This window comes from Streptomyces sp. NPDC048254 (assembly GCF_043201895.1).
Taxonomy (GTDB): domain Bacteria; phylum Actinomycetota; class Actinomycetes; order Streptomycetales; family Streptomycetaceae; genus Streptomyces.
Genome location: NZ_JBICZJ010000022.1, coordinates 100,275 through 121,356, shown reverse-complemented (window position 1 = coordinate 121,356; position 21,082 = coordinate 100,275). Strand labels below are relative to the sequence as shown.

General features: G+C 67.5%; 17 protein-coding genes and 1 tRNA gene. 12 read left to right on the top strand and 6 right to left on the bottom strand.

The window, feature by feature from the left end:
- Positions 1-147 precede the first annotated feature (147 nt).
- The 3 genes from ACGFZQ_RS43045 (at position 148) to ACGFZQ_RS43035 (ending at position 3,272) form a co-directional block, all read left to right on the top strand.
- Entirely contained in the window at positions 148-1,353 is a 1,206-nt protein-coding gene (locus tag ACGFZQ_RS43045; RefSeq protein WP_393845022.1) for a DNA polymerase III subunit delta', read from the top strand.
- Positions 1,354-1,459: 106 nt separating this feature from the next.
- Positions 1,460-3,091, top strand: coding sequence for an alpha/beta hydrolase (locus tag ACGFZQ_RS43040; RefSeq protein WP_393845021.1), 1,632 nt, complete (start codon positions 1,460-1,462; stop codon positions 3,089-3,091).
- A 107-nt stretch (positions 3,092-3,198) separates the two neighbouring features.
- A tRNA-Thr gene (locus tag ACGFZQ_RS43035) sits at positions 3,199-3,272 on the top strand.
- A 128-nt stretch (positions 3,273-3,400) separates the two neighbouring features.
- Here the strand turns inward: ACGFZQ_RS43035 and ACGFZQ_RS43030 are convergent.
- Positions 3,401-5,002: a tyrosine-type recombinase/integrase gene (locus ACGFZQ_RS43030; RefSeq protein WP_393845020.1), complete on the bottom strand. Its 1,602-nt coding sequence runs from the start codon at positions 5,000-5,002 to the stop codon at positions 3,401-3,403.
- Positions 4,999-5,679, bottom strand: a complete 681-nt coding sequence (locus ACGFZQ_RS43025; RefSeq protein WP_393845019.1) for a helix-turn-helix domain-containing protein — start codon at positions 5,677-5,679, stop codon at positions 4,999-5,001. Before ACGFZQ_RS43025 ends, ACGFZQ_RS43030 begins: the two co-directional genes overlap by 4 nt.
- 95 nt (positions 5,680-5,774) lie before the next feature.
- Between ACGFZQ_RS43025 and ACGFZQ_RS43020 the strand changes: the two genes are divergently transcribed.
- The 5 genes from ACGFZQ_RS43020 to ACGFZQ_RS43000 all read left to right on the top strand — a co-directional run bounded on the left by ACGFZQ_RS43020 (position 5,775) and on the right by ACGFZQ_RS43000 (position 11,363).
- A complete protein-coding gene (locus tag ACGFZQ_RS43020; protein ID WP_393845018.1) occupies positions 5,775-6,005 on the top strand; it encodes a hypothetical protein in 231 nt (76 codons plus the stop codon).
- A 227-nt stretch (positions 6,006-6,232) separates the two neighbouring features.
- The gene (locus tag ACGFZQ_RS43015; protein ID WP_393845017.1) at positions 6,233-7,519 is read left to right on the top strand and encodes a DUF3631 domain-containing protein; all 1,287 of its coding nucleotides are present in this window, start codon (positions 6,233-6,235) and stop codon (positions 7,517-7,519) included.
- A gap of 389 nt (positions 7,520-7,908) precedes the next feature.
- On the top strand, positions 7,909-8,757 hold the full coding sequence (locus tag ACGFZQ_RS43010; protein ID WP_393845016.1) for a DUF2637 domain-containing protein: 849 nt from the start codon (positions 7,909-7,911) through the stop codon (positions 8,755-8,757).
- Positions 8,758-9,081: 324 nt separating this feature from the next.
- Entirely contained in the window at positions 9,082-9,654 is a 573-nt protein-coding gene (mobC, locus tag ACGFZQ_RS43005) for a plasmid mobilization relaxosome protein MobC (protein ID WP_393845015.1), read from the top strand.
- Entirely contained in the window at positions 9,651-11,363 is a 1,713-nt protein-coding gene (locus ACGFZQ_RS43000) for a relaxase/mobilization nuclease domain-containing protein (protein WP_393845014.1), read from the top strand. The genes mobC and ACGFZQ_RS43000 overlap by 4 nt, the downstream gene beginning before the upstream one ends.
- Positions 11,364-11,465: 102 nt before the next feature.
- Here ACGFZQ_RS43000 and ACGFZQ_RS42995 read toward each other — a convergent pair whose 3' ends face one another.
- The 4 genes from ACGFZQ_RS42995 to ACGFZQ_RS42980 form a co-directional block, all read right to left on the bottom strand.
- Positions 11,466-12,044 (bottom strand): HAD domain-containing protein, encoded by a 579-nt coding sequence (locus ACGFZQ_RS42995; protein WP_393845013.1) that lies wholly within the window; start codon positions 12,042-12,044, stop codon positions 11,466-11,468.
- A 30-nt stretch (positions 12,045-12,074) separates the two neighbouring features.
- On the bottom strand, positions 12,075-12,767 hold the full coding sequence (locus ACGFZQ_RS42990) for a class I SAM-dependent methyltransferase (RefSeq protein ID WP_393845012.1): 693 nt from the start codon (positions 12,765-12,767) through the stop codon (positions 12,075-12,077).
- Positions 12,768-13,679, bottom strand: a complete 912-nt coding sequence (locus ACGFZQ_RS42985; RefSeq protein WP_393845011.1) for an aminoglycoside phosphotransferase family protein — start codon at positions 13,677-13,679, stop codon at positions 12,768-12,770. It abuts the gene before it with no gap.
- Positions 13,680-13,754: 75 nt separating this feature from the next.
- The gene (locus ACGFZQ_RS42980; RefSeq protein ID WP_393845010.1) at positions 13,755-14,504 is read right to left on the bottom strand and encodes a hypothetical protein; all 750 of its coding nucleotides are present in this window, start codon (positions 14,502-14,504) and stop codon (positions 13,755-13,757) included.
- 224 nt (positions 14,505-14,728) lie between these two features.
- Here ACGFZQ_RS42980 and ACGFZQ_RS42975 point away from each other — a divergent pair, with 224 nt between their 5' ends.
- From ACGFZQ_RS42975 to ACGFZQ_RS42960, 4 genes are all read left to right on the top strand, one after another.
- Entirely contained in the window at positions 14,729-16,084 is a 1,356-nt protein-coding gene (locus ACGFZQ_RS42975) for a tetratricopeptide repeat protein (protein ID WP_393845009.1), read from the top strand.
- A 35-nt stretch (positions 16,085-16,119) separates the two neighbouring features.
- Positions 16,120-16,620: an NUDIX domain-containing protein gene (locus tag ACGFZQ_RS42970; RefSeq protein ID WP_393845008.1), complete on the top strand. Its 501-nt coding sequence runs from the start codon at positions 16,120-16,122 to the stop codon at positions 16,618-16,620.
- 431 nt (positions 16,621-17,051) lie between these two features.
- Positions 17,052-18,395: a hypothetical protein gene (locus ACGFZQ_RS42965; protein WP_393845007.1), complete on the top strand. Its 1,344-nt coding sequence runs from the start codon at positions 17,052-17,054 to the stop codon at positions 18,393-18,395.
- Position 18,396: 1 nt separating this feature from the next.
- Entirely contained in the window at positions 18,397-20,940 is a 2,544-nt protein-coding gene (locus tag ACGFZQ_RS42960) for an ATP-binding protein (RefSeq protein WP_393845006.1), read from the top strand.
- Positions 20,941-21,082: the final 142 nt, after the last annotated feature.

Below are 21,082 nucleotides of genomic sequence, written 5' to 3'. Positions count from 1 at the left end.
CGTTGCCGTCGGTGCGGGACCTCCCGCCGACGCGGAACCCGTTGTCAGTGGGCGCCCGCACAATGGAGTCCGGGCCACGGAACCGGTGGACTCGGGATCAGGGTTCAGAGACCAGGACGCGTGACGGACGAAAGGGCGGCGTGACCCATGACCGTGTGGGACGACCTCGTCGGGCAGGAGCGGGTGAGCGAGGTGCTCATCGCCGCCGCCCGGGACGCCGACGCCCTGGTCACCGCCGTCGCGGCCGACCAGCCGTTGCCGGAGACGTCGAAGATGACGCACGCCTGGCTGTTCACGGGGCCGCCCGGTGCCGGGCGGAACCAGACGGCGCGGGCCTTCGCCGCCGCCCTGCAGTGCGTGAGCCCCGACCGCGCCCTCGGCGGAGCCCCCGGCTGCGGCTTCTGCGACGGCTGCCACACCGCGCTGATCGGCACCCACGCGGACGTCGCCGCGGTCGCCGCCGTCGGCTCCGAGATCCTGGTCAAGGACATGCGCGACACGGTCCGCAAGTCCTACACGTCTCCGGCGACCGGCCGCTGGCAGATCATCCTCGTCGAGGACGCCGAGCGGTTGAACGAGAAGTCGGCCAACGCCGTCCTCAAGGCCGTCGAGGAGCCGGCCCCCCGCACGGTCTGGCTGCTCTGCGCGCCCTCGATCGAGGACGTGCTGCCCACGATCCGCTCCCGCTGCCGTCACCTGAACCTCAGTACCCCCTCGGTGGCGGCGGTCGCCGACATGCTCGTACGGCGCGAGGGCATCGAGCCCCAGGTGGCCGAGGCGGCCGCCCGCGCCACCCAGGGGCATGTCGACCGGGCCCGCCGGCTGGCCACCGACCCGGCCGCCCGTGCGCGCCGTGCCGCCGTGCTGAAGCTGCCGCTGCGGCTGGACGAGATCGGCGCGTGCCTGAAGGCCGCCCAGGAGCTGGTGGACGCGGCTGCCGAGGACGCCAAGCAGCTCGCCGAGGAGGTGGACGGCAAGGAGACCGAGGAGCTGAAGGCGGCGCTCGGCGCCGCCGAGGGCGGACGGCTGCCGCGCGGCACGGCGGGTGTGATGAAGGACCTGGAGGACATGCAGAAGCGCCGTCGTACCAGGACCCAGCGGGACAGCCTCGACGTCGCCCTCACCGACCTCACCGGCTTCTACCGCGACGTCCTCGCCCTCCAGCTGGGCTCCAGGGTCGCGATCGCCCACGGGGACGCCGAGGATGCCCTGGAGCGGCTGGCCCGCGCCGGCTCGCCCGAGTCCACCCTCCGCCGGATCGAGGCGATCGCCGCCTGCCGGGACGCCCTCGACCGCAATGTGGCGCCGCTGCTGGCGGTGGAGGCGATGACGATGGCACTCAGAGCGGGCTGAGCGTCGTACCGAGGGCCGGCGTTCACGTCGTTGACCGGGGTCACCCGTACGAGCCACAGTCAACACGCACCGCACGTAGATCATCTCTCAGCGTTACGCTCGATTGATGCACACCAGGCGAACCCTCCGCCGTACCCGGATCCATACATCTTCCCGGACGCGTACCCGGACCCGGACTCGCATCAGCGCCCTGACCACGGCGGCTCTGCTGTCGGCCGCCGCCTTGCTGCTCTCCGCGTGCTCCTCTCCGGAAAGCGCGTCGACTTCGGCCTCGGCCGGCATCGCCCAGCTGGCCGCGCGGCCCCGCTCGACCCCGTCCGCGCTGGCGCCGTACTACGACCAGAAGCTCAGCTGGCGCAGCTGCGGTGTCCCCGGCTTCCAGTGCGCGACGATGAAGGCCCCGCTCGACTACGCCAAGCCCGGCGCGGGTGACGTACGGCTGGCGGTCGCCCGGAAGAAGGCGACCGGCAAGGCGAAGCCGCTCGGTTCGCTGCTGGTCAACCCGGGCGGACCGGGCGGCTCGGCGGTGGACTACCTCCAGCAGTACGCGGGTATCGGCTACCCCTCCGAGGTGCGGGCGCGCTACGACATGGTCGCGATGGACCCGCGTGGAGTCGCCCGCAGCGAGCCCGTCGACTGCCTCGACGGACCGCAGATGGACACGTACACCGAGACCGACGTGACGCCCGACGACCGGCAGGAGACGGCCGAACTGGTCGGGGAGTACAAGAAGTTCGCGGAGGCGTGCGGGACGCACTCGGCGGAGCTGCTGCGCCATGTCTCCACCGCCGACTCGGCGCGCGACATGGACGTCCTGCGGGCGGTGCTCGGCGACCCGAAGCTGAACTACGTGGGGGCGTCGTACGGCACGTTCCTCGGCGCGACCTACGCGGGGCTGTTCCCGGAGCGGGTCGGGCGGATGGTCCTGGACGGCGCGATGGACCCCTCCCTGTCCGCGCGCCGGCTGAACCTGGAGCAGACGGCGGGGTTCGAGACGGCGTTCCAGTCCTTCGCGAAGGACTGCGCGAAGCGCACCGACTGCCCGCTGGGCGCGAAGGGCAGCACACCGACGCAGATCGCGGACAACCTGAGCACGTTCTTCCGGAAGCTCGACGCGCACCCGATCCCGACCGGCGACGCGGACGGCCGCCGGCTCACCGAGTCCCTCGGCACGACCGGTGTGATCGCGGCGATGTACGACCAGGCGGAGTGGGAACAGCTGCGTGACGCGTTGCACACGGCGATGAAGGAGAACGACGGCGCCGGCCTGCTCGCCCTCTCCGACAGCTACTACGAGCGTGATCCCGACGGCCGTTACTCGAACCTGATGTTCGCCAACGCCGCGGTGAACTGCCTGGACCTGCCGCCCGCCTTCACCGGCCCCGAGCAGGCCGAGAAGGCGCTGCCCGAGTTCGAGAAGGCATCGCCGGTGTTCGGGGCCAACCTGGCCTGGGCCTCGCTGAACTGCACGTACTGGCCGGTGCGGGCCACGGGGGAGCCGCACCGCATCGAGGCGAAGGGCGCCGCCCCGATCGTCGTGGTCGGCACCACCCGGGACCCGGCGACGCCGTACCCCTGGGCCCAGTCCCTGGCCCGCCAGCTCACCTCGGCCCGGCTCCTGACCTACGTCGGCGACGGCCACACCGCATACGGCCGGGGCAGCGCCTGCATCGACTCGGCGATCGACACCTACCTCCTCAAGGGCACCCCTCCGGCGAAGGGAAAGCGCTGCTCATAGGCCCTGCCCGCGCCCCGGGAGCCCCGCTGCCGGGGCGTGTCCTGAGCACCGTCGGAAACTGTGTAGACTTACCGACGTCGCTGATCGCACCATAGTGCGGGCGACGCGCCGCCTTAGCTCAGATGGCCAGAGCAACGCACTCGTAATGCGTAGGTCTCGGGTTCGAATCCCGAAGGCGGCTCCGGCAAAGGCCAGGTCACATAGCCCGTGACCTGGCCTTTTGTGTTGCTCGGGGCATGACGCGTCACACGGCCGGGGTGCCGCGAGATGGCTTGCGTGAGCGATGCGTGAGCGGAGCGGTCCGGTGCCCTACTTCTTGGGCTTCTTCCGCTTGCCCTTCTTCTTGGCCCTGGCCTCGGCTTTCGCCTTGTCCTTGGCCTTCTTGGCGGCTTTACGGGCCTCCTCCGCCGCGGTCTTCCGTTGAAGCGGGACCAGCCTGGCGGTGGCCTCGGCCGCGTTCTTGCCGACCTGCGGCAGGACGCTCTGGTAAATGTCCCGCGTGATCCGGGTGTCGCTGTGCCCGAGTGTGTCCGACACGATCTTCACGTCGATGCCGGCGGCGAGCATGAGCGTGGCTGCACCGTGCCGGAGGTCGTGCAGCCGGATCGGCGGGAGGCCGGAGGCGGCGACGAGGCGCTCGAAGAGGTCGGTCAGCTTCCCGGGATGGAGCCAGGAGCCGTCTTCCTGGGTGAAGACCATGCCGGTCTCGACCCAGGCTGATCCCCACTCCTCGCGGTCCGCGTCCTGCTGTTCGCGGTGCCGCTTCAGGACGTTGACGGTGTCGTCGTCGAGTGCGACCACGCGGAAGCCGCTGTCCGTCTTGGGCTCGGAGGTCTCGACCTCCCACCCGTCCTGGACGAGCTGGGCGGAGACGGTCAGGGAGTGGTCATCGAGGTTGGTCTCCGACCAGGGCTGCGCGCATGCCTCGCCCCGCCGCAGGCCGCGGAAGGCGATCAGGTGCCACATCGCGTACAGCCGGTCCTCCGCGAGGAAGTCGAGGAACGCGCCAGTCTGTTCGGGCGTCCAGACCATCACGGGGGAGGGCTTCTCACCCGTCTGCTCCCACCTGGCGACCCGAGCGTCCGTCCACACCAGAGCCTTCGGCTTGCGCACAGGATCGAGCTCGACGTGCGCCGCCGGGTTGAAGGTGAGGATCTGTTGGCCGATCGCGTCGTTCAACGCAGACCGCAGCGTGGCCTTGATACGTAGCCGGGTCGCCGGACCGGTCACACGCCGGAACGGCGGCATGGCATCGATCGCCGTCTTCATCACCTTGCGGCGGGCGCGGTTGCCCGCGCCCTTCCACGGCACGGTGGCCAACTCCTCCACCGCGGCCCGGCGCTGGGCATTCTGCTCCAGGATCTCGGCATTACCGTCGGCTATGGCCGTGAACATGTCGCTGAGGTGGCTCACGCGCAGGCGGTCGAGACGGTGGTGGCCGATCCGAGGCTTCAAATGGAACCGGATATCGGTCTCGTAGCGGGTGAGTCCCGACTTGCGGATGCGTTTGCCGTCGAGCCATCGGTCGAGCCACTCGCTGACGGTCAGGCGGCCGATCAGGTCCTGACCGGACTTCAGGCGCCGCCTGGTCTCCTCGACATCGGGCAGTGGCGACTTCTCGTCGCCGACCTCCTCCAGCATGGCGGCGATCAGTGCCATGCCCTCGGGGTCGTCGGTGTCGGCGAGGCCGAGCAGGGCGCGTATGTGGTCGAGGTCGGCCTGGGCCGCCTTCAGGGAGTCGTAGCCGGCGCGGCTGAAGGAGCGGCGGGTGCCGTCTTCGCGGGGCGGCAGTTCCTGGCGTATGGAGTACGAGCCGTGCTTGCGGCTGGAGAGCTTGGGGCACTGCTTACCGAGCGGCTTGCCGGTGTGGGCGTCGCGGCAGTAGCAGCGGCGGTGGGTGGAACCCTTCAAAGATCGTTCTCCTCTGTGGTGTCGCCGTCGGGTGGGTCGACGTCGGTGAGTTCGGGTGGCAGGTGCGGTGGCGTGCCGCCGTCTTCGCGGATGAAGGCGCGGGCGCTGCGGAGCCGGTACTTGGCTTCCAACAACCTTTCGGCGTAGTCGGCTTGGGCGAGTACGGCTTCCTCGCGTTCGGCCTGGTTGGGTGCCGTTTCGGCCTTCCAGCGTTCGTGTTTCTCGCTCTTCAGGGCGGCCAGGGCGGCGCGCTGGTGGCTGACGTGGGCGCGGAAGGAGCGGAGCATGTCGTCTTCCATGCCGAAGTCCTCGCTGTCGCCGGTGAACCAGCGCATGGCCTCCCAGGTCGGTTCGGAGTGCTGCAGGGGAAGGCGCTGGATTCGGTCGACGTAGCCGACGGGGTAGAGCAGGCAGATCGGGTAGGTCCGCAGGGCTTCGGCGAGGACGATGACGTCGACCAGTGGCAGGTGGGCGCGGCGGCCGGATTCCATGTTGGCGATCACGTTGCGCGGGATCGGATGGCCGATCTCCTCGCAGCGGTCGGCCAGGTCCTGGGCGCTCATGCGCAGCTCCTTCCTTCGTCTGCGGACCTCGGCGGCCACCGTGGCCATCACCTGATCCACCCACTCCGGGACGTCGTCCTCGTCATCTCTAGGATCAAAACGGCGTTGTGTCATGGAGACACATTAGCTTCCCGATGATGGTTAGTGATCGCCTGGAGTCGGACGTGATGCAGCGTTCGCCGAGGGCTCACTCATGAACGGAGCACCGCATGCACGACAACGAGACCGCCGAGCAGCCCAAGGGCATGACGCGAGCGGAGCTGCTGGCCCTGCCCGCCGCCGTTGACCTGGACACCGGCAACCGGGCGCTCGGGCTGGGGCGGAGCAAGGGCTACGAACTGGCCAAGCGCGGTCAGTACCCCTGCAAGGTCCTGCGCCTGGGCAAGGCGTACCGCGTCGTGACCGCCGACCTGTTGAACCTGCTCGGCCTGGCTGCATGACCACCCGAGCCCATAGCAGACGCTTCTGCGCTGAGCTGACACAGAAACGCTGGACTGTGTCGGGGCGTGGACGTACTGTCCGTGTTCCCTCGCCCCGGCCAGGGAAGCGAGAAAGCCCCCGGCGCGCCAACGCCGGAGGCTCCGCACACTCCACTGCCCGCATTCCAACGAACGACCTGCGTGAGTCGGGCCTGCATGCCCGACGTCACCGGATAAGGAGCTGCCCTGTGCAACCTACGACACCCGAGCCGCATTCCGCACCCGGCAAGGCGGTATGGCCGATGGTCGCGGTGCCCGGCCAGGCCGGCCATGCAGCCGAAGCCGCCCCGGCAGCCGATGAGCGGGCGCCGGACACGGTTCCGGTGGATCAGCCCGCTGAGGAAGCGGTGCCGGATCCAGAGCCGACGTACGGCTCCGAGCTGCTGAACGAACTGCGTGCCCAGATAGCCCAGTTCGTGATCCTGCCCTCCCAACAGGCGCTGGACGCGGTCACGCTGTGGGTGGCGGCGACGCACCTGCAACCCGCGTGGCAGCACGCCCCGCGCCTGGCGGTGGTCGGACCGGCGAAGCGGTGCGGCAAGTCACGGCTCCTGGACGTGCTCACCGAGACGGTCCACGAGCCGATGCTCACCATCAACACCACGCCCGCGGCAATCTTCCGCTCCATCACCGACGAGCCGCCCACGCTCCTGGTGGACGAGGCGGACACCATCTTCGGCACCCCGAAGCAGGCGGAGAAGAACGAGGAGATGCGCGGCCTGCTCAACGCCGGCCACCAGCGCAACCGCTACGTCACCCGCGTGGTCGGCAACGACCACACCCCGCACCGGTTCGCCACCTTCGCCATGGCGGCCCTCGCCGGAATCGGTGACCTGCCCGACACGATCATGGACCGGTCGATCGTCATCCGCATGCGCCGCCGGGCGGAGGGCGAGAGCGTCAAGCCCTTCCGCTCCCGCCGCGACATCCCGGCCCTTCACGATCTGCGGGACCGTATCGCCGCCTGGGCCAGGCCGCTGCTGGACGAGGCGGCGGATCTGGAACCGGCGATGCCGGTGGAGGACCGGGCTGCCGACACCTGGGAGCCCTTGATCATCGTCGCCGACCTTGCTGCCGGGCCCTGGCCTCGCCGTGCCCGCGAGGCGTGTGCCCGGATGGTGGCTGCGGAGATCGAGGCAGAGGAGGACCAGCCCGGCGAGGCCCGGATCCTCGCCGACATCCGCAGGGTCTTCGTCTCCCAGCGCGAGGCCGACAGCCTCTCCACGGACGAGCTGCTGCACCACCTGCGGCAGAACGCCGAGAGCCCGTGGGCGGAATGGGGGCGCCACGGGCTGAGCTCCCGCGAACTGGCGGCGATGCTGCGCCGGTACGACATCAAGCCCGGCAACGTCCGCCTCGCCGACGGAACTCAGCGCAAGGGCTACATGCGCCACAAGTTCCTCGACGCATGGCGGCGCTACTGCCCCACCGTTCACTCAGTGAACGCCGAGCCCACCGCCCCCGCCTCGGGCTGAGCCCCGCATCCCCCGGTACCCGTCCCTGCCGTCCCTGCCGTGATCTCGCAGGTCACACGGCATGCGGCCGGGACGGAAACCGGGGCCAAGACGGAAACGCGATCATGATGACCGCGCTGCCACCGCCAGGACGCTGCCCGGATCCGTCTTGTGCCGTCCCGCGCGTCCCCGCCGTATCAACGCAGGTCAAGACCCTGACGGGCGGGACGGCACGACGCAACTGCGCCGTCCCGACCGGCAAGGGCACGCCGAGTCGCCACACGGCGGAAGACACCGTCAACGCCTCCGGTACGGCAGATCGAGGCCCTGCCGTACCGGCCCTGACCTGCGCTTGCAACGGCCAAGACGGCAAAGACGGATCACCCCGCCCAACCCCAGGAGAACCCCGCTTGACCCACCTCTCCACACCCACCCACCAGGACCACCGGCCCGACGAAGGACAACCGATGATGACCAAGGAGGATGCCGAGCGATACGCGCTCATCGCAGCAGGCGTTGTCATCGTGGCCCTCACCGCCGGCGGGTTCTGGCTCTCGTACGCCCACCTCGCCGAGGTCGCCGGACAGCACGGGCTCCGTAGCTCCCCGATCCGCCAGTGGGCCTGGCCCGCCACCCTGGACGCCTTCATCGTCGCGGGCGAACTGCTCATGCTCCGCGCGGGCCTGCGCCAGGTGACCGACTGGTGGGCTATCGTCCTCACCGCCACCGGATCGGTCGGTTCCATCGCGCTCAACATAGCCGGGGTCAACGGCACAGGCAGTGCTGGCACCGTGCCACGGCTCGACTACGTGGTCGCCGCGGTTCCCCCGACCGCCGCGCTGCTGGCCTTCGGTGTCCTGATGCGGCAGATCCACCAACTCGTGGGCCAACCCGCAGTCCATCCGGACACAGCTTCCGTCCAGGCTGCGGAACTACGAGTCACCGCGTCCGCGAAGCCCGCCGAGCCCGTCCAGCCCACTGAGGTTTCGGCTGCCGTATCCGTCCAGCTGCCACAACCCCCTCCCGGGGTTGCGGAGAGCAGGCCGCGCGGCGGCCGTCCGCCGAAAGCCTCGGTCGAGGAGCTCGTGGAGATCGGCCGGACCGCCCTTGCTGAGCACGGCACGCTCAGCCGGGACCTGCTCCGGAAGGCCATCAAGGACAGGGACTTGACGATCGGAAGTGAGCGGCAGACCGAGGTGATGAAGATCCTCCGGCTCGAAATCGAAGCCGCTGCTGGGACCGGCCTGGACAGCAGCTGACCGGAATCCCTACGGGGTGACCGGAACCCCTTCCGGTCACCCCGGCCCGCCCAGTACGCCACACTCGCCGCCCGCTCATCCACACCTGTGGATGACGCGTCGGCCACCAGCACTCCGCCAGTCATTCCCGCCCCTTTCGGAGAACCGCCCGTGACGCACGACCCGCACCGCTCCGACCACACTCCCGACGAGCCGCTGCCGCTGACGAAGTCCCCTACGCTGATGGGGCGTTTGCGGCAGGCGTTCGGACGGGCTGCCCCTGGCGGAGCCAGTAGTACCCCGAGTCCGACTGAAGGCCGGTCTTCGGGGATCTCCGCCCCGGGGGTGGCGGAGGAGGCCCAGCGCCAGGGGGCGCCAGGCCAGGAGGGCGGGGCCGAGGGCGGCCCCGACCCGGACACGCTCCACGCCGTCCAGCGCGAGATCCTCCGCCCCGTACGTGAAGACGTTCCCGCCGCCAGCGAGCCCACCGTGAAGAGCGCGCAGCCCACGATCCGCCGCTTCACCGGCGAAAAACGCGATGCACGCGTCGGCCCTCTACGGTTCCTCGACGAGGAGCGTGCCCGCCTCCGGGATGTCGCCGCCGAGCACGGTTACAAGGGCGACTCCGGCTTCGCCGCCGACGTCGTCCTCGCCTTCACCACCGGCCGCTTCACCGCGAACCTGCCGCTGTCCGAGGACCGCCGCCGCACCCACCACTTCCGCACACAGGTGCTGCGCCAGCTCAACCGCATCGGCGTCAACGTCAACCAGATCGCCCGCGCCCTCAACAGCGACTACACGCCAACCGACATCCGCCAGCACCTGACCGAGCTCCAACAGCTCCTGGAGCTGATCGCCGAGGCCCTGCGCCAGCCCGCCGAGCCGGCCGAGCCGGAAGCAGAGGAGGTGTCCGCGTGATCGCCGCCATCAAACCGGCCGGGTCCAACACCCGTGGCCTGCTCGCCTACCTCTACGGCCCCGGCCGCCAGGACGAGCACCTCGACCCGCACATCGTCGCGGGCTTCGCGATGCTCAGCATGCCCGACCCGGGTCGCGACGAGAACGCCACCCTCACCGAACTCGCCCGCTACCTCGACGAGCCCGTACGGCTGCGTAACAGCGAGTTCGGATGCAAGGTCACCGACCACGCGTGGCACTGCCCCGTGCGCGCCGCGCCCGAAGACCGCTACCTCTCCGACGCCGAATGGGGCGAGATAGCCCAGCGCATCGTCGAGGCCGCAGGCATCGCTCCGCCAGGCGACGACCTGGCCTGCCGCTGGATCGCCGTACGCCACGCCGATGACCACATCCACGTCCTCGCCACCACCGTCCGCGAAGACGGCCGCCGCCCCAAGCTCCACGACAGCGGCCTCCGCGTCGGCGACGCCTGCCGCGAGATTGAGAAGGACTACGGGCTGCGTCGCCTGAAGAAGGGTGACAGCACCGGCACCCGCCGCCCCACACAGGCCGAGATGCACAAGGCCGAACGCCTCGGTTGGGAACAGCCCAGCCCCGAGTGGCTCCAGGACCGCATCCGTGCCGCCATTCCCCACGTGACCAACGCCGAGGAATTTATCGCCTACCTCGAAGCCGACGGCGTCGAGGTCCAGGTCCGGCGCGGCCCGTCAGGCGACCTCCTCGGCTACGCCGCCGGCCGCCCCGGCGACGTCAACGAGGCCGGCGAGCAGATCTACCACCCCGGAAGCAAGATCGCCCCCGACCTCTCCCTGCCCAAAATCAAGGCCCGCCTCGAATCCAGCCGGCCCGAAGAACACCCCACCGCCCGCCGCAACCACCCCAGCACCCTCTGGCACCGAGCCACCGACGCCCTCGACACCCTCCACACCGACCTGGCTGACGACACCCACGCCCAGGCCCACATCACCGCCCTCGGCGAACTGCTCGAAGCCACCGCCCAGAAGGCACCCGCCGCCCTGCGCGCCGAACTCCAGGCCGCCTCGAAGGCGTTCGCCCGTGCTCAGCGTTCCCAGATCCGGGCGGAAGACCGCGCCGCCCACGCGCTGCGCAGCGCGGCGCGCGACATCGTCCACACCGCTACCGGTCCCGACGGCAGCGCACTGGCCGCCCTGGTCGCAGCCCTCGTCTGGGCAGCCATCGTCGCCGGGCGTTGGCACGAAGCGAAGAACCACGCCCACCAGGCCGACGCCGCCCGCCAAGCCGTCCAGCACCTGCAGACGGCCGCCGACCGTGCCCTCGCCCCGGCGCTCGCCGAACTCACAGCCCGACCACCCAGGGAACAGGCCCGTCGCGTTCTGGCCAGCGACGTGCGAGCAGCCGTGCCCGACCACGCCGAGCGAATCCTCACCGACCCGGCATGGCCGGCGCTCGCCACCGTCCTCGCCGACGCCGAGGCCCGCGGCCATCAACCCCACCAACTCCTCAGGGAAGCCGCTGCTCAGCGTGAGCTGACCACCGCCCGCCAACCCGCCCGCGTGCTGATCACCCGCATCCAGCACACCGGCCGAAACCCGGCACCCAACCGCCGTGCCGAGGCAGCTCGCCGACGCTCGACCATTGCAGGCGCGGTCCCCACCCCGCAGATTCATAACCCTCAGCCCGCAGCGGCGACGACACCTACTGAACAGCAGCACCGACAGCGGCGGTAGACGCCAAGCGCCCGATGCGCCCAGCTGGTACTGCCAAGCCAGGCTGATGCCCTCGCCGTTCGCGGTGGCGAGGGCATCAGCGCGTCTTGCGGCTTGTCTCCACTACGCGGCTTCGGCTTCAAGTGGAACTCCTGGGACATCAGCCTGCGCGACCGGCAGCAGCGCGGCCCACGCCAGGACCTCGACCAGGTGCTCGGCCAGCAGCCCAACGTGGGGATCAGGCTGGACAAGCGCGGTGGCCTGCCCGCGGCCGGTGCGTTCTGCGGCCCATTCGTGGTCGAGGTTGGTGAAGTCGTCGTCGATCCAGATGACGGGCGCGTCGCCGAGCCAGACGTCGACGTGGTCGCGTTTCCAGAGATAGCCGTTGGGGTGGCTGGTCGTGATCTGCGGACGTGGCAGGTCAACATCCGGCATGGGCGGGAGGCTGAGGAGCGGGCCGATGATCGTGCTGGCGTCCTGACGCCAGCTGGTGCACCAGACGGGGGTGACCAGACCGGTCCGGATCACCTGCATGAGCAAGTGGCCGTGCGCAGGGTTGAGCCAGATGGCGACCGGGTCGTCGGCGGTACGACCAGTGGGCACGACGTCGTGGCGGGCGTGGGTGGCCGGGCCAGCCCCCACCGTGTCCGGGAAGGGGATGAGGACGCCGTCGACGTCGAGGAGCAGGTAGGGCGGGCGCATGGGTTTCTCCCAGGGGAGCAGGGGTGGGGGTCAGAGCTTGCGCGCGGTGATCAGCAGGGTGGTGGGCCAGCGGCCGTGGCGGGCGTCGTGGAACTCCTGGGCCGAGGTGAGCCAGAGGCCGGCGCGGTCGAGGTGTTTCTCCCAGCGGGCGGCGTCGAAGTCCCAGCGGGCGATGGGGAGTCGGGTGCGGTCGGGCAGGGTGACGTAGTCGCGGCGGGGCCGGTCGTCGGCAGCGGCGCGCAGGCCGCCGCGTTGAGGGTGAGGGACGGAGAAAGCGAGGGTGCACCCGGGTTTGAGATGGTAGGCGATGGCCGGGAGCAGGAGCTCGGGGGCGACGAGTCCGATGGCTCCGAAGACGGAGTAGAAGGCGTCGAAGTGTTCGTCGGAGGCTTGCAGGTAGTGCAGGGCGTGGCCGGCGACGAAGGTCAGGTTGGTCAGTCGGCCGTAGTGCGAGCGGGCTCGGCGGACCTGGAGGCCGACAAGGTCGACGCCGGTGACCTGCGCGCCGTAGCGCGTGGCGAGGTGGGCGGCGTTGTGGCCCGGGCCGCAGCCGAGTTCCGCCACGCGCTTGCGGCGCAGGTCCGGGCCGAGGATCTCGGCGCCGGGCCCGCTGCCCGGACGTGTGGTCCACTCCATCCGTGCGGGCACGGTGAGCGGCTCGGCTGGGCTGGCCGTGGTGCGTTGGAGGGCGTGGACGTACCAGGGGGAAGCGTGGGCGAGCACCTAGACCTCCAGGAGGTGGAGGACATCGGTGAGGTGGCGGCGTACGGCCTTGATGTAGGCGAGGTCGGTGGCCGGGTCGTTGATCCAGCGGATGGACTGCTCCATGAACCACTCGACGGCCCACATACGGTGCCAGCCCAGCGCCCAGTTCTCGGCAGGCAGCCCGCCGCGTTCTGCGAGAGCGTCAGGGGTGCCGCCTTCGGTGACGTAGGTGTCCAGGAAGACCCGCAGACGCACGGGGTCGGGAGTGTCGAGGGTGCCGTGCCAGCTGGCGAGGTCGAGCAGGCCGGGGCCGGTGAAGGCGCGGGCGAAGTCCAGCAGCCGCCAGCCGTGTCGGCCGATGTGGAGGCTGGTGGGGTGGAACTCGGAGTGCACCCAGCCGAACGGAGCCACCGTCGCATCGGCCGAGCGCTCTCCGGCGGCCTGTGCGATCCGGTCGAGCACATCCTCCACGTCGTCCGCGTCCTGCCACCGCTCGGCCTTGCGGAGTCGACCGAGGTGTTCCAAGGCCCGGCTCGGCAGGGTGCGCAGCCGCTCCTGGTCGAGGACGGGCAGGGCGACAGCCGTGCGGGTTCGGTGCAGGACCACGGCAGCGGCAGCGCCGTCGAGGTCGTCGGCCTCGCGGGCGGCGGGGCCGAGATCCTCCAGCAGCATCCCGAGCCAGCCATCCACGACTGCGGAGGCGTGAACGGCAGGCACCGGGACGCCGAGGGTGCGTGCGAGCCGGAGTGCCTGGTCCTCGCTGTCGAACGGCTTCTTGGCGTACTTGAAGATGGCGGTCGTGCCGTCGGTGAAAGTCAGGCGCTCGACGCCGGACATGGTCCACACGCGCACCTCCTCGCGCTCCGCAGCGGACCGGCCGACGATGGTCAGGAGGTTGTCGAGGAGGTCGGCGTTGAGGGTGGTGTCCATAGGGGGCTCCAGTGCGGTTGGTGGCGTCCGGGGCGGGCGAAGAGCGCCTGCCCGCCCCGGAGCCAGGTTGTGGTGCTAAGCGGCCGGGGTCACGCGGTGGGCGTAGACCTGCTCGATCCAGCCGGCCTTGAAGGCGGCGAGGTCGTCGCGGAAGGTGGCCATCGAGGCACCGTAGGGCGCTACGACACCGCCGGACTGGTCCGGCACGGACTGGCAGCCATGCACGAGCCGTCCGCCGAGGGCGGCGTGGGCCTTGATGGACTCGATACGGCGGTGCTCGTTGAACCAGCCGCCGTGGTAGACCTCGTCGAGCATGCCGCCCATCTCGTCGTCCAGGTCGAAGACGACGGAGGTGGCGGCGGGGAAGAACCAGCACGGGCCGACGTTGGAGATGTGCCCGTCCAGCTCCACCTTGTTGAGCGCCATCAGCGTGGCCGCCTCACGCAGCATCCGCAGGTGCTCGGCGGTGATCTGCGGCAGCCCGAGGCCGGCGAGGTGCTCGTCGCGGAAGATGTACGCGTACGCCTCGTAGGCGGTGGCGAGGACGCGGGCGGCGTCCGAAGTGGACTCGGCGTGGTTCTTGATGAACTCCAGCGCGAGCTGCTCGACCGCGCTCTCGGTCGTCTCCTCCACCCCCAGAAGCTGGGACTTGACCAGCTCCCAGTCGGCGATGAGCCACGTGTTGGACTCGAAGCGGAAGAAGTACTCGGCCGGGTCGATGGTGATGCGTCGGCCTTCGACCTGGATGCCGGGCAGGCGGCTCCAGCGCTCGTCGAACGCCTCGGGCAGTACGACCGTGATGGCCGCGGTGTCGATGGTGGTCACCGTGTCTCCGTCTCTGATCGGCCGGGTTCGGGCACAGGAATGCCCGAACCCGGTGTAGGCGTACGGAACTTCGGGGGCCGCCCGGCCGAAGGGGGAGCCTGGTCGCGGTGTCGGACCGGGGCCGGACGGCTGATGATTAGTGAACCCTCCGTCACGCACAGTGGGTACGGTGAGAGCCAGTTGAAGCGGTATACGCGGTTTACAGGCCCGGACGGGAGGCGAGCGTGGCAGCGCAGAGAGAACCCAACTCCCGCCTGCGCGACACCATCGACGCGACCGGCTGCACGTACGACGCCCTGGCAAGGGACGTCCGGCGCATCGCGGCCGAGAACGGCGAGATCCTCCAGACCAACAAGTCGGCCGTCTCCCACTGGGTCAACGGCGCCCGCCAGCCCACCGGCCGAACGGGGCAGTACCTCGCCGAAGCGTTGTCCCGCCGATCAGGCCGCACCATCACCCAGACCGAGATCGGCCTACGCACGCCAAACGCAGAGGGGTCGGACGAGCAGGATCCCGTCGTGGCCGCTACCGACCTGGGCCGCGCCGACGTCGAGCGGCGCCGCTTCCTCGCTGTGGCTGCCTTCACCACCGCCGGCGTCGCCATGCCCCTCGCTCACGACCACGAAGCCACCGCCCGCATGCTCCGCGCCCGCACCGGCACCTCCGTGGTCGGGACAGAGGACGTGGACGTCGTACGCCACATCACCGCCGCCTTCAGCGCCGCCGACGAACGCCTCGGCGGCGGTCACGGCCTGACCACGGTCACGGCTTACCTGGCAGACACCGCCGCCCCCATGCTTCGGGGCCGCTTCCCGAACGATGCCTTACGGCGGGCTGCCTTCGGCGCGGTCGCAGAACTCGCCTACCTGGCAGGCTGGAAGCACCACGACCTCGGCCAGGAAGGCGCTGCCCAGCGCTACTACCAGGTCGGCTATCAGCTCGCCTGGGAAGCCGACCCGCACGGCCACGCTGCCTGGATGATGCGGGCCCTCGCCCACCAGGCCCTCAGCCTCAAGCAGCCACACCACTGCGTCGACCTCGTCGAAGGCGCACTCACCCGCGGCCTCAGCCACGTCGATGGCCAGACCGAAGCTCTGCTCCACATCACCCACGCCCGCGCATACGCCGCCGTCGGGGAGAAGCCCGCAGCGGCTCGCGCCCTGCTCGCCGCCGAGGACGCCCTATTGCGCGAAGACGGTCCTCAGCCCAGCTACTCCCGCGTCAGCGGCCCAGCGGCCGGCACCGTCGCGAGCCACACGGCTCGCACCCTGACCGACCTCGCGGACCACGTCGGCACCGAGCAACAGCACCGTGATGCCCTGATCCGCTGGGACCCCGAGAAGTACAAGCGTGTCCACGCCCTCACCTACGCCGACCTCGGCGACAGCCTGGCCTCGCAGGCCCGCGCCGACGAGGCCGTAGCCGCCTGGTCCCAGGCCCTGAGCCTGATGGAGGGCATGACCTCCGACCGCACACGCAAAGCGATCACCTCGCTCCGCTCGACCCTCTCCATCTACCAGCGCCGCAAAGTGCCTGGAGCCGCCGAACTCGCCCGCCGCGCACGCGAAGCGCTGGCCTAAGCTGCCACCAACCGGCCGACGAAGGGACACCAGCCGTGGCTCAGCGGACAACCGACGACCAGCCCAAGGCCCTCAAACCCGCTCTCGAATCCATGACCTTGCTGGTCGCCGCCGTCATCGTCCACGACAAGGCCACCAACCGGGTCGTCCTTCTTCAGCGCAGCCAGAACGCCAAGTTCGCCCAAGGCATGTGGGACCTCCCCGTCGGCAAGAGCGAACCCGGCGAGCCCATCACCGATACTGCAGTACGCGAGCTGTACGAGGAGACCGGCCTCACCGTGAAGCCCGAGGCACTCAGGGTCGCGCACGTCATTCACGGCTCCTGGGGCGTCGAAGCCCCCAACGGCTTCCTCACCGTCGTCTTCGCCGCCAACGAATGGACCGGCGAACCCGAAAACCGCGAGCCACGCAAGCATGCCCAGGTCTGCTGGGTGGATGCCGGTGCAATCCCTCATGCCTTCGTGGGCACCACCGCCAGCGCCTTGAAGTGCTATCTCGAGGACGGTGCCCAGGTCTCCCTTGATGGATGGCGCTGATGCCCTACGGACTGCCTGTGCGCCTGCGCTGGCCAGCGTCTTCATGACGATGTCGGAGTCGCTTCCCTGTAGGCATGGTCGGCCGACGTTGGAGCACCGAGTGCGGGAAGCCGACTGGCCAGCTTTCGTTCGCTGGACGCGAGCCTCGAACGGAGAGTCAGGTGGGTAACTCCGCGTTGCCGTATGGTTTCTGACTGCACGATCTGGTTCAATCTAACGAGTTTGCCGCTGGGGAAGGAGCCCGCGCTGTATCGGCAAGGCTGCGCGCCTGCGAACAGCAGTGAGCTCACGGGATGATGGAGGGTCCGGTGCGACGTCCATCGCATGGCTTAGAAGACACCGTAGTTTCCGGCCAGATCCCCAGAATGAGATGTGAGCTTGACGCGGCATCCGCTGCTGGCAGCCTCACATCCTCCGGCGGAGACGAACGCTTGGCCGCGCGCTTGCGCCAGCGGGCCGCCAGCACCCCGGAGTTTTGGTCCTTCGTCGGTCGAGCAAGCCGAGAGAACGGGCACGGGACCTTCGCCTATCCCGCGATGATGGTCCCGCAGTTGCAGGGGGCTCTCCTCGATGATGTCTTGGAAGTCGATGCCACGGTCTCCAGTGTCCTTGACCCATTCATGGGATCCGGAACCGTTCTACTGGAGTCAGCGCGCAGAGGCCTTTCGTTCTTCGGTGCGGATATTAATCCTCTTGCAGTCCTGCTATCTGAGGTTAAATCTCGGCCCCATGACATCCAGAGACTGGAAGAGGTGCGCGCTCGCGTTGCTTCCAAAGCGGCCGCAGACACATCCGAGATTATCGCCGTCGATTTCATCAACAGAGACAAATGGTTCCGCCGGGACGTAGCGATCGCCCTCTCGCGGTTACGGCGGGCCATCTGTGAAGAACCGGAACGAGTCGAACGACAAGTTCTTTGGGTCGCGCTTGCTGAGACGATCAGGTTGGTCAGCAACAGTCGTACTTCGACGGTCAAATTGCATGCATACAGTCCCGCAGACATTGCCAAGCGGGTTCTGGACGCTCATGGCACATTTCTGCGCATACTCGCAGAGCATATTGACCAACTTCGAGATCAGGCCGCAATTCTACATGAGGGTCTCAGTCGCAGCCCTAAGCTCACCATAAGCTGCAAACCCGGTGACGCTCGAACCATGCCTCACAGCGGAGACCCGGTATCAGATGTACTAATGACATCTCCGCCCTATGGGGATAACATTACGACCGTCACCTATGGTCAGCATAGTTACCTGCCGCTGCAATGGATGTCACCTGATGACGTTCCAGGTCTAACCCCTGAACTTCTATTGGCCACGCGTTCCATCGACTCCGCCAGCCTCGGGGGTAAACTTAAGGACCGTCTTCCTGAGGCAGAGGAGCTATGTGCTAGGTCGCCAGCATTCCAGTCCTGTTTCGAAAAAATGCAGGCTCGCGACCGTAATGCGAGAGTTCGTCTGACGGCATTCACTGCAGATCTGGATGAGTCACTCGACAGCATCGTGGCACGGCTTCGCGATCACGCCTGGATGTTCTGGACATTGGGTGAGCGTCGGATCAGCGGTATCACCGTGCCCACTGTCTCCATCGTTCGTGACCTGCTTTGCGACCGAGGAGCTCGTCATATCGAAACCCTGGAACGCAAGATCCCAGCTCATTCCAAGCGAATGGCACTGCGTAACGCCAGCGTGGAGACCATGAATACCGAAAGCGTTCTCGTGATGCGCGGGCCAGCCCGCCGGCAGGAGCGAGACGAAACCGCTTGCATGGAGACTTGAGATGACGCCTAACACTGGCGATTCAAGCGCCGAAACGGTGCACCTCGACGTCCATCCATCTGTTGTGTTCAAGCTTGGTGCTGATCTCATCACCGATGCTCTGCAGGCGTTGGCCGAGCTGATTAAGAACTGCTACGACGCTGATGCGACGTGGGCAAATATCGAAATCACAACTTCATCTGAGTTGGCGCATGCTAAGGGTAATGACGCTGCCAGTATTAAGGTTTCCGATAACGGGGTCGGAATGACCAGATCGGACATCGAACGCGGCTGGCTGACCATCAGCAACTCTATGAAGCGCGAGATGAAAGCGCGGGGTCTGCAGACCCAAAAGCAACGCACGCCGTTGGGGGATAAGGGTCTCGGAAGGCTGGGTGCACAACGACTCGGGGACGTGCTCACCATCATCACTCGACCTAAAGGCGAGGCGGTGGAGCACGAGCTCACTATCGATTGGCGGCTCTTTGAGGAACAGAGCAGCCTAAAGGCTGTACCCCTCCAACTTGTTACGCGATCGACCGCCCGTAACCATGGTACGGAACTCGTTATTACCGAGCTGCAGGAACCCGAGCAATGGCGTAGCACATTGGCACCCGGGGGTGGTTCCTCTCAACTCCAAAAAGAGCTCACCGTCCTGCTCTCTCCCTACGGTAGCAGCCGGGGAATGCAGATCGCATTCGAGATTGACGTTCAGTCGGTTGACCTATATTCGCTAGCGACGCAGGTGCGAAACGCTGCAGAGCTCCGTTACAACTTGGAGTACCAAGACGGGCGGCTACTTATTGACGCCTCCGTGATGCTTGCATACTTCGAGCCCAGCGAGACTGGCAAAGAGGAGGATCGAGCTGCCTACAGGACACTGCTTCACGAAGATGGAGGGGCAGCCTTCCTCGACTGGCTCCAGATCCACAAGGCGGCACAACTAGCGCAGTTCTCCTGCCACCAGGCAGATGCGCCAGCATTCCTCTCTGCGCACCGTGAGGTTGTGCTGGCCGAGGTGCCTAATGTGGAGATGGTGTACTCAACCTCGGACGATACTGGCGACGGCGTGCCTGAGCCAGCTGACCCCGGACCTTTCAGAGGTGAGGTCGACTATGTCACCCTGGGACAAGACCGATCAGGATCCTTCGACTCGCGAAGTGAGTTTCGTAACTTCCTGAAGAGCCTCGCTGGAGTCCGGGTCTACAGGGATGGCTTCGGCATCAGGATGACCGAAGACTGGATCGGTCTACGCAAGGGCCAGACGAGTGGAAAGTCGTTCTATGGGCTACGCCCTGAGAACACTCTTGGTTATATCGACATCTCAGCCAGTGGCAATGCACAGCTTGTTGAGACGACCGATCGTGAAGGCTTCGCTGCCACGCCGCACTATCGAAACTTCTACGAGCTGTTGCAGTGGTGGGTGCGGTTTACGAGCCAATTCCAATCCACCATCAGACGGGCCTACAACGAGTATCGCGCGGAACATAGAGCTGCCGAAGCAGATATCGATGTGGGGGCAACCACTGAGGTTCTACTCCAGCAAATCGATGAACGCCGCACCCGCACGATTCGGACCGCGCGCCAACAGCTGTCCACCCTCCGCGAAGAGAACGCTGCCATCGCCAAGAGGCATCAGCGTGTTCGTGAGGAGATTGACGGCGACCAGGCGACTATTTTCTCTGCCGCAACCAGCCCAATCGTCATAGGTGACCTGGCCGATCTCCAGGAAGCGGACCGACGGACTAGCGAGACTGTTGCTTCGGTCGAGAGCCTCGTCGAGTCTCTGGGGTCAGAGAGTGTCATCACTGACATTCTGCGGGCTCAGGATGACCAGCTTAGGGAACAGCTGGCATTGACTTGGGAGACAGTTTCTCTGGGACTGACGGCAGAGGCCCTGTCGCACGAGATCGCGCACATAGCGGACGGACTGAAAACACGTACAGCCCAGTTGCGCCGCTATGTAGCCCAACAGCAGATCGCGGACCGACGTGTTGCCTCATACTTGCACCATGTGGAGTCCGCCGTTAGCGGACTCAACCGCCAGCTCGCGCACCTCAACCCCTCGCTACGTTATATGCGTGAGCGGCGTGAGCAATTTGCGGTCGGGGTCTTCTGCGAGGAGATCGCCGAATATCACAAACAGCGCTGGAATGACGGACCGATCAGAGTGGTCGTCGAGTCTCCGCGTGACTTCGTTGTGGAGATCAACCGCGGCAAGTTCACTCAGATCCTCGATAATCTATTGCTGAACAGCGAATACTGGTTGTTGCAAGCGCACCGTGCGGGTGCCGTTGATGAACCCTGCATCACGATTCACGTGCTAGCGCCGTACGTGGTGGTGTACGACAACGGCCGTGGCATCGATCGAGCTGTTGAAGCGAGTCTTTTCGAGCCGTTCGTGTCAACAAAAAAGAGAACTGAAGGCCGCGGAATCGGTCTCTACGTAGTAACGCAGCTTCTCGGCTCTGAGGGTGCCTCTGTCACGTTGGTGCCCGAGCGAAACGTCAGCGGAAACCTATACAAGTTCGAGCTCGACCTGGGGGGGATACGTGTTAAAGCATGAGGCGACAGGCGCGGAGGGAGATGTGCCGGCCACCAGCACTGGCCCTGCAGTCGTTCCGGCACAGCTTTCACGCGTCGTAGTTGACGTGGCCTCAGCCAGGAATGCCTCTCAAGAGCTATTGAAACACTCAGGTATTGTTCGA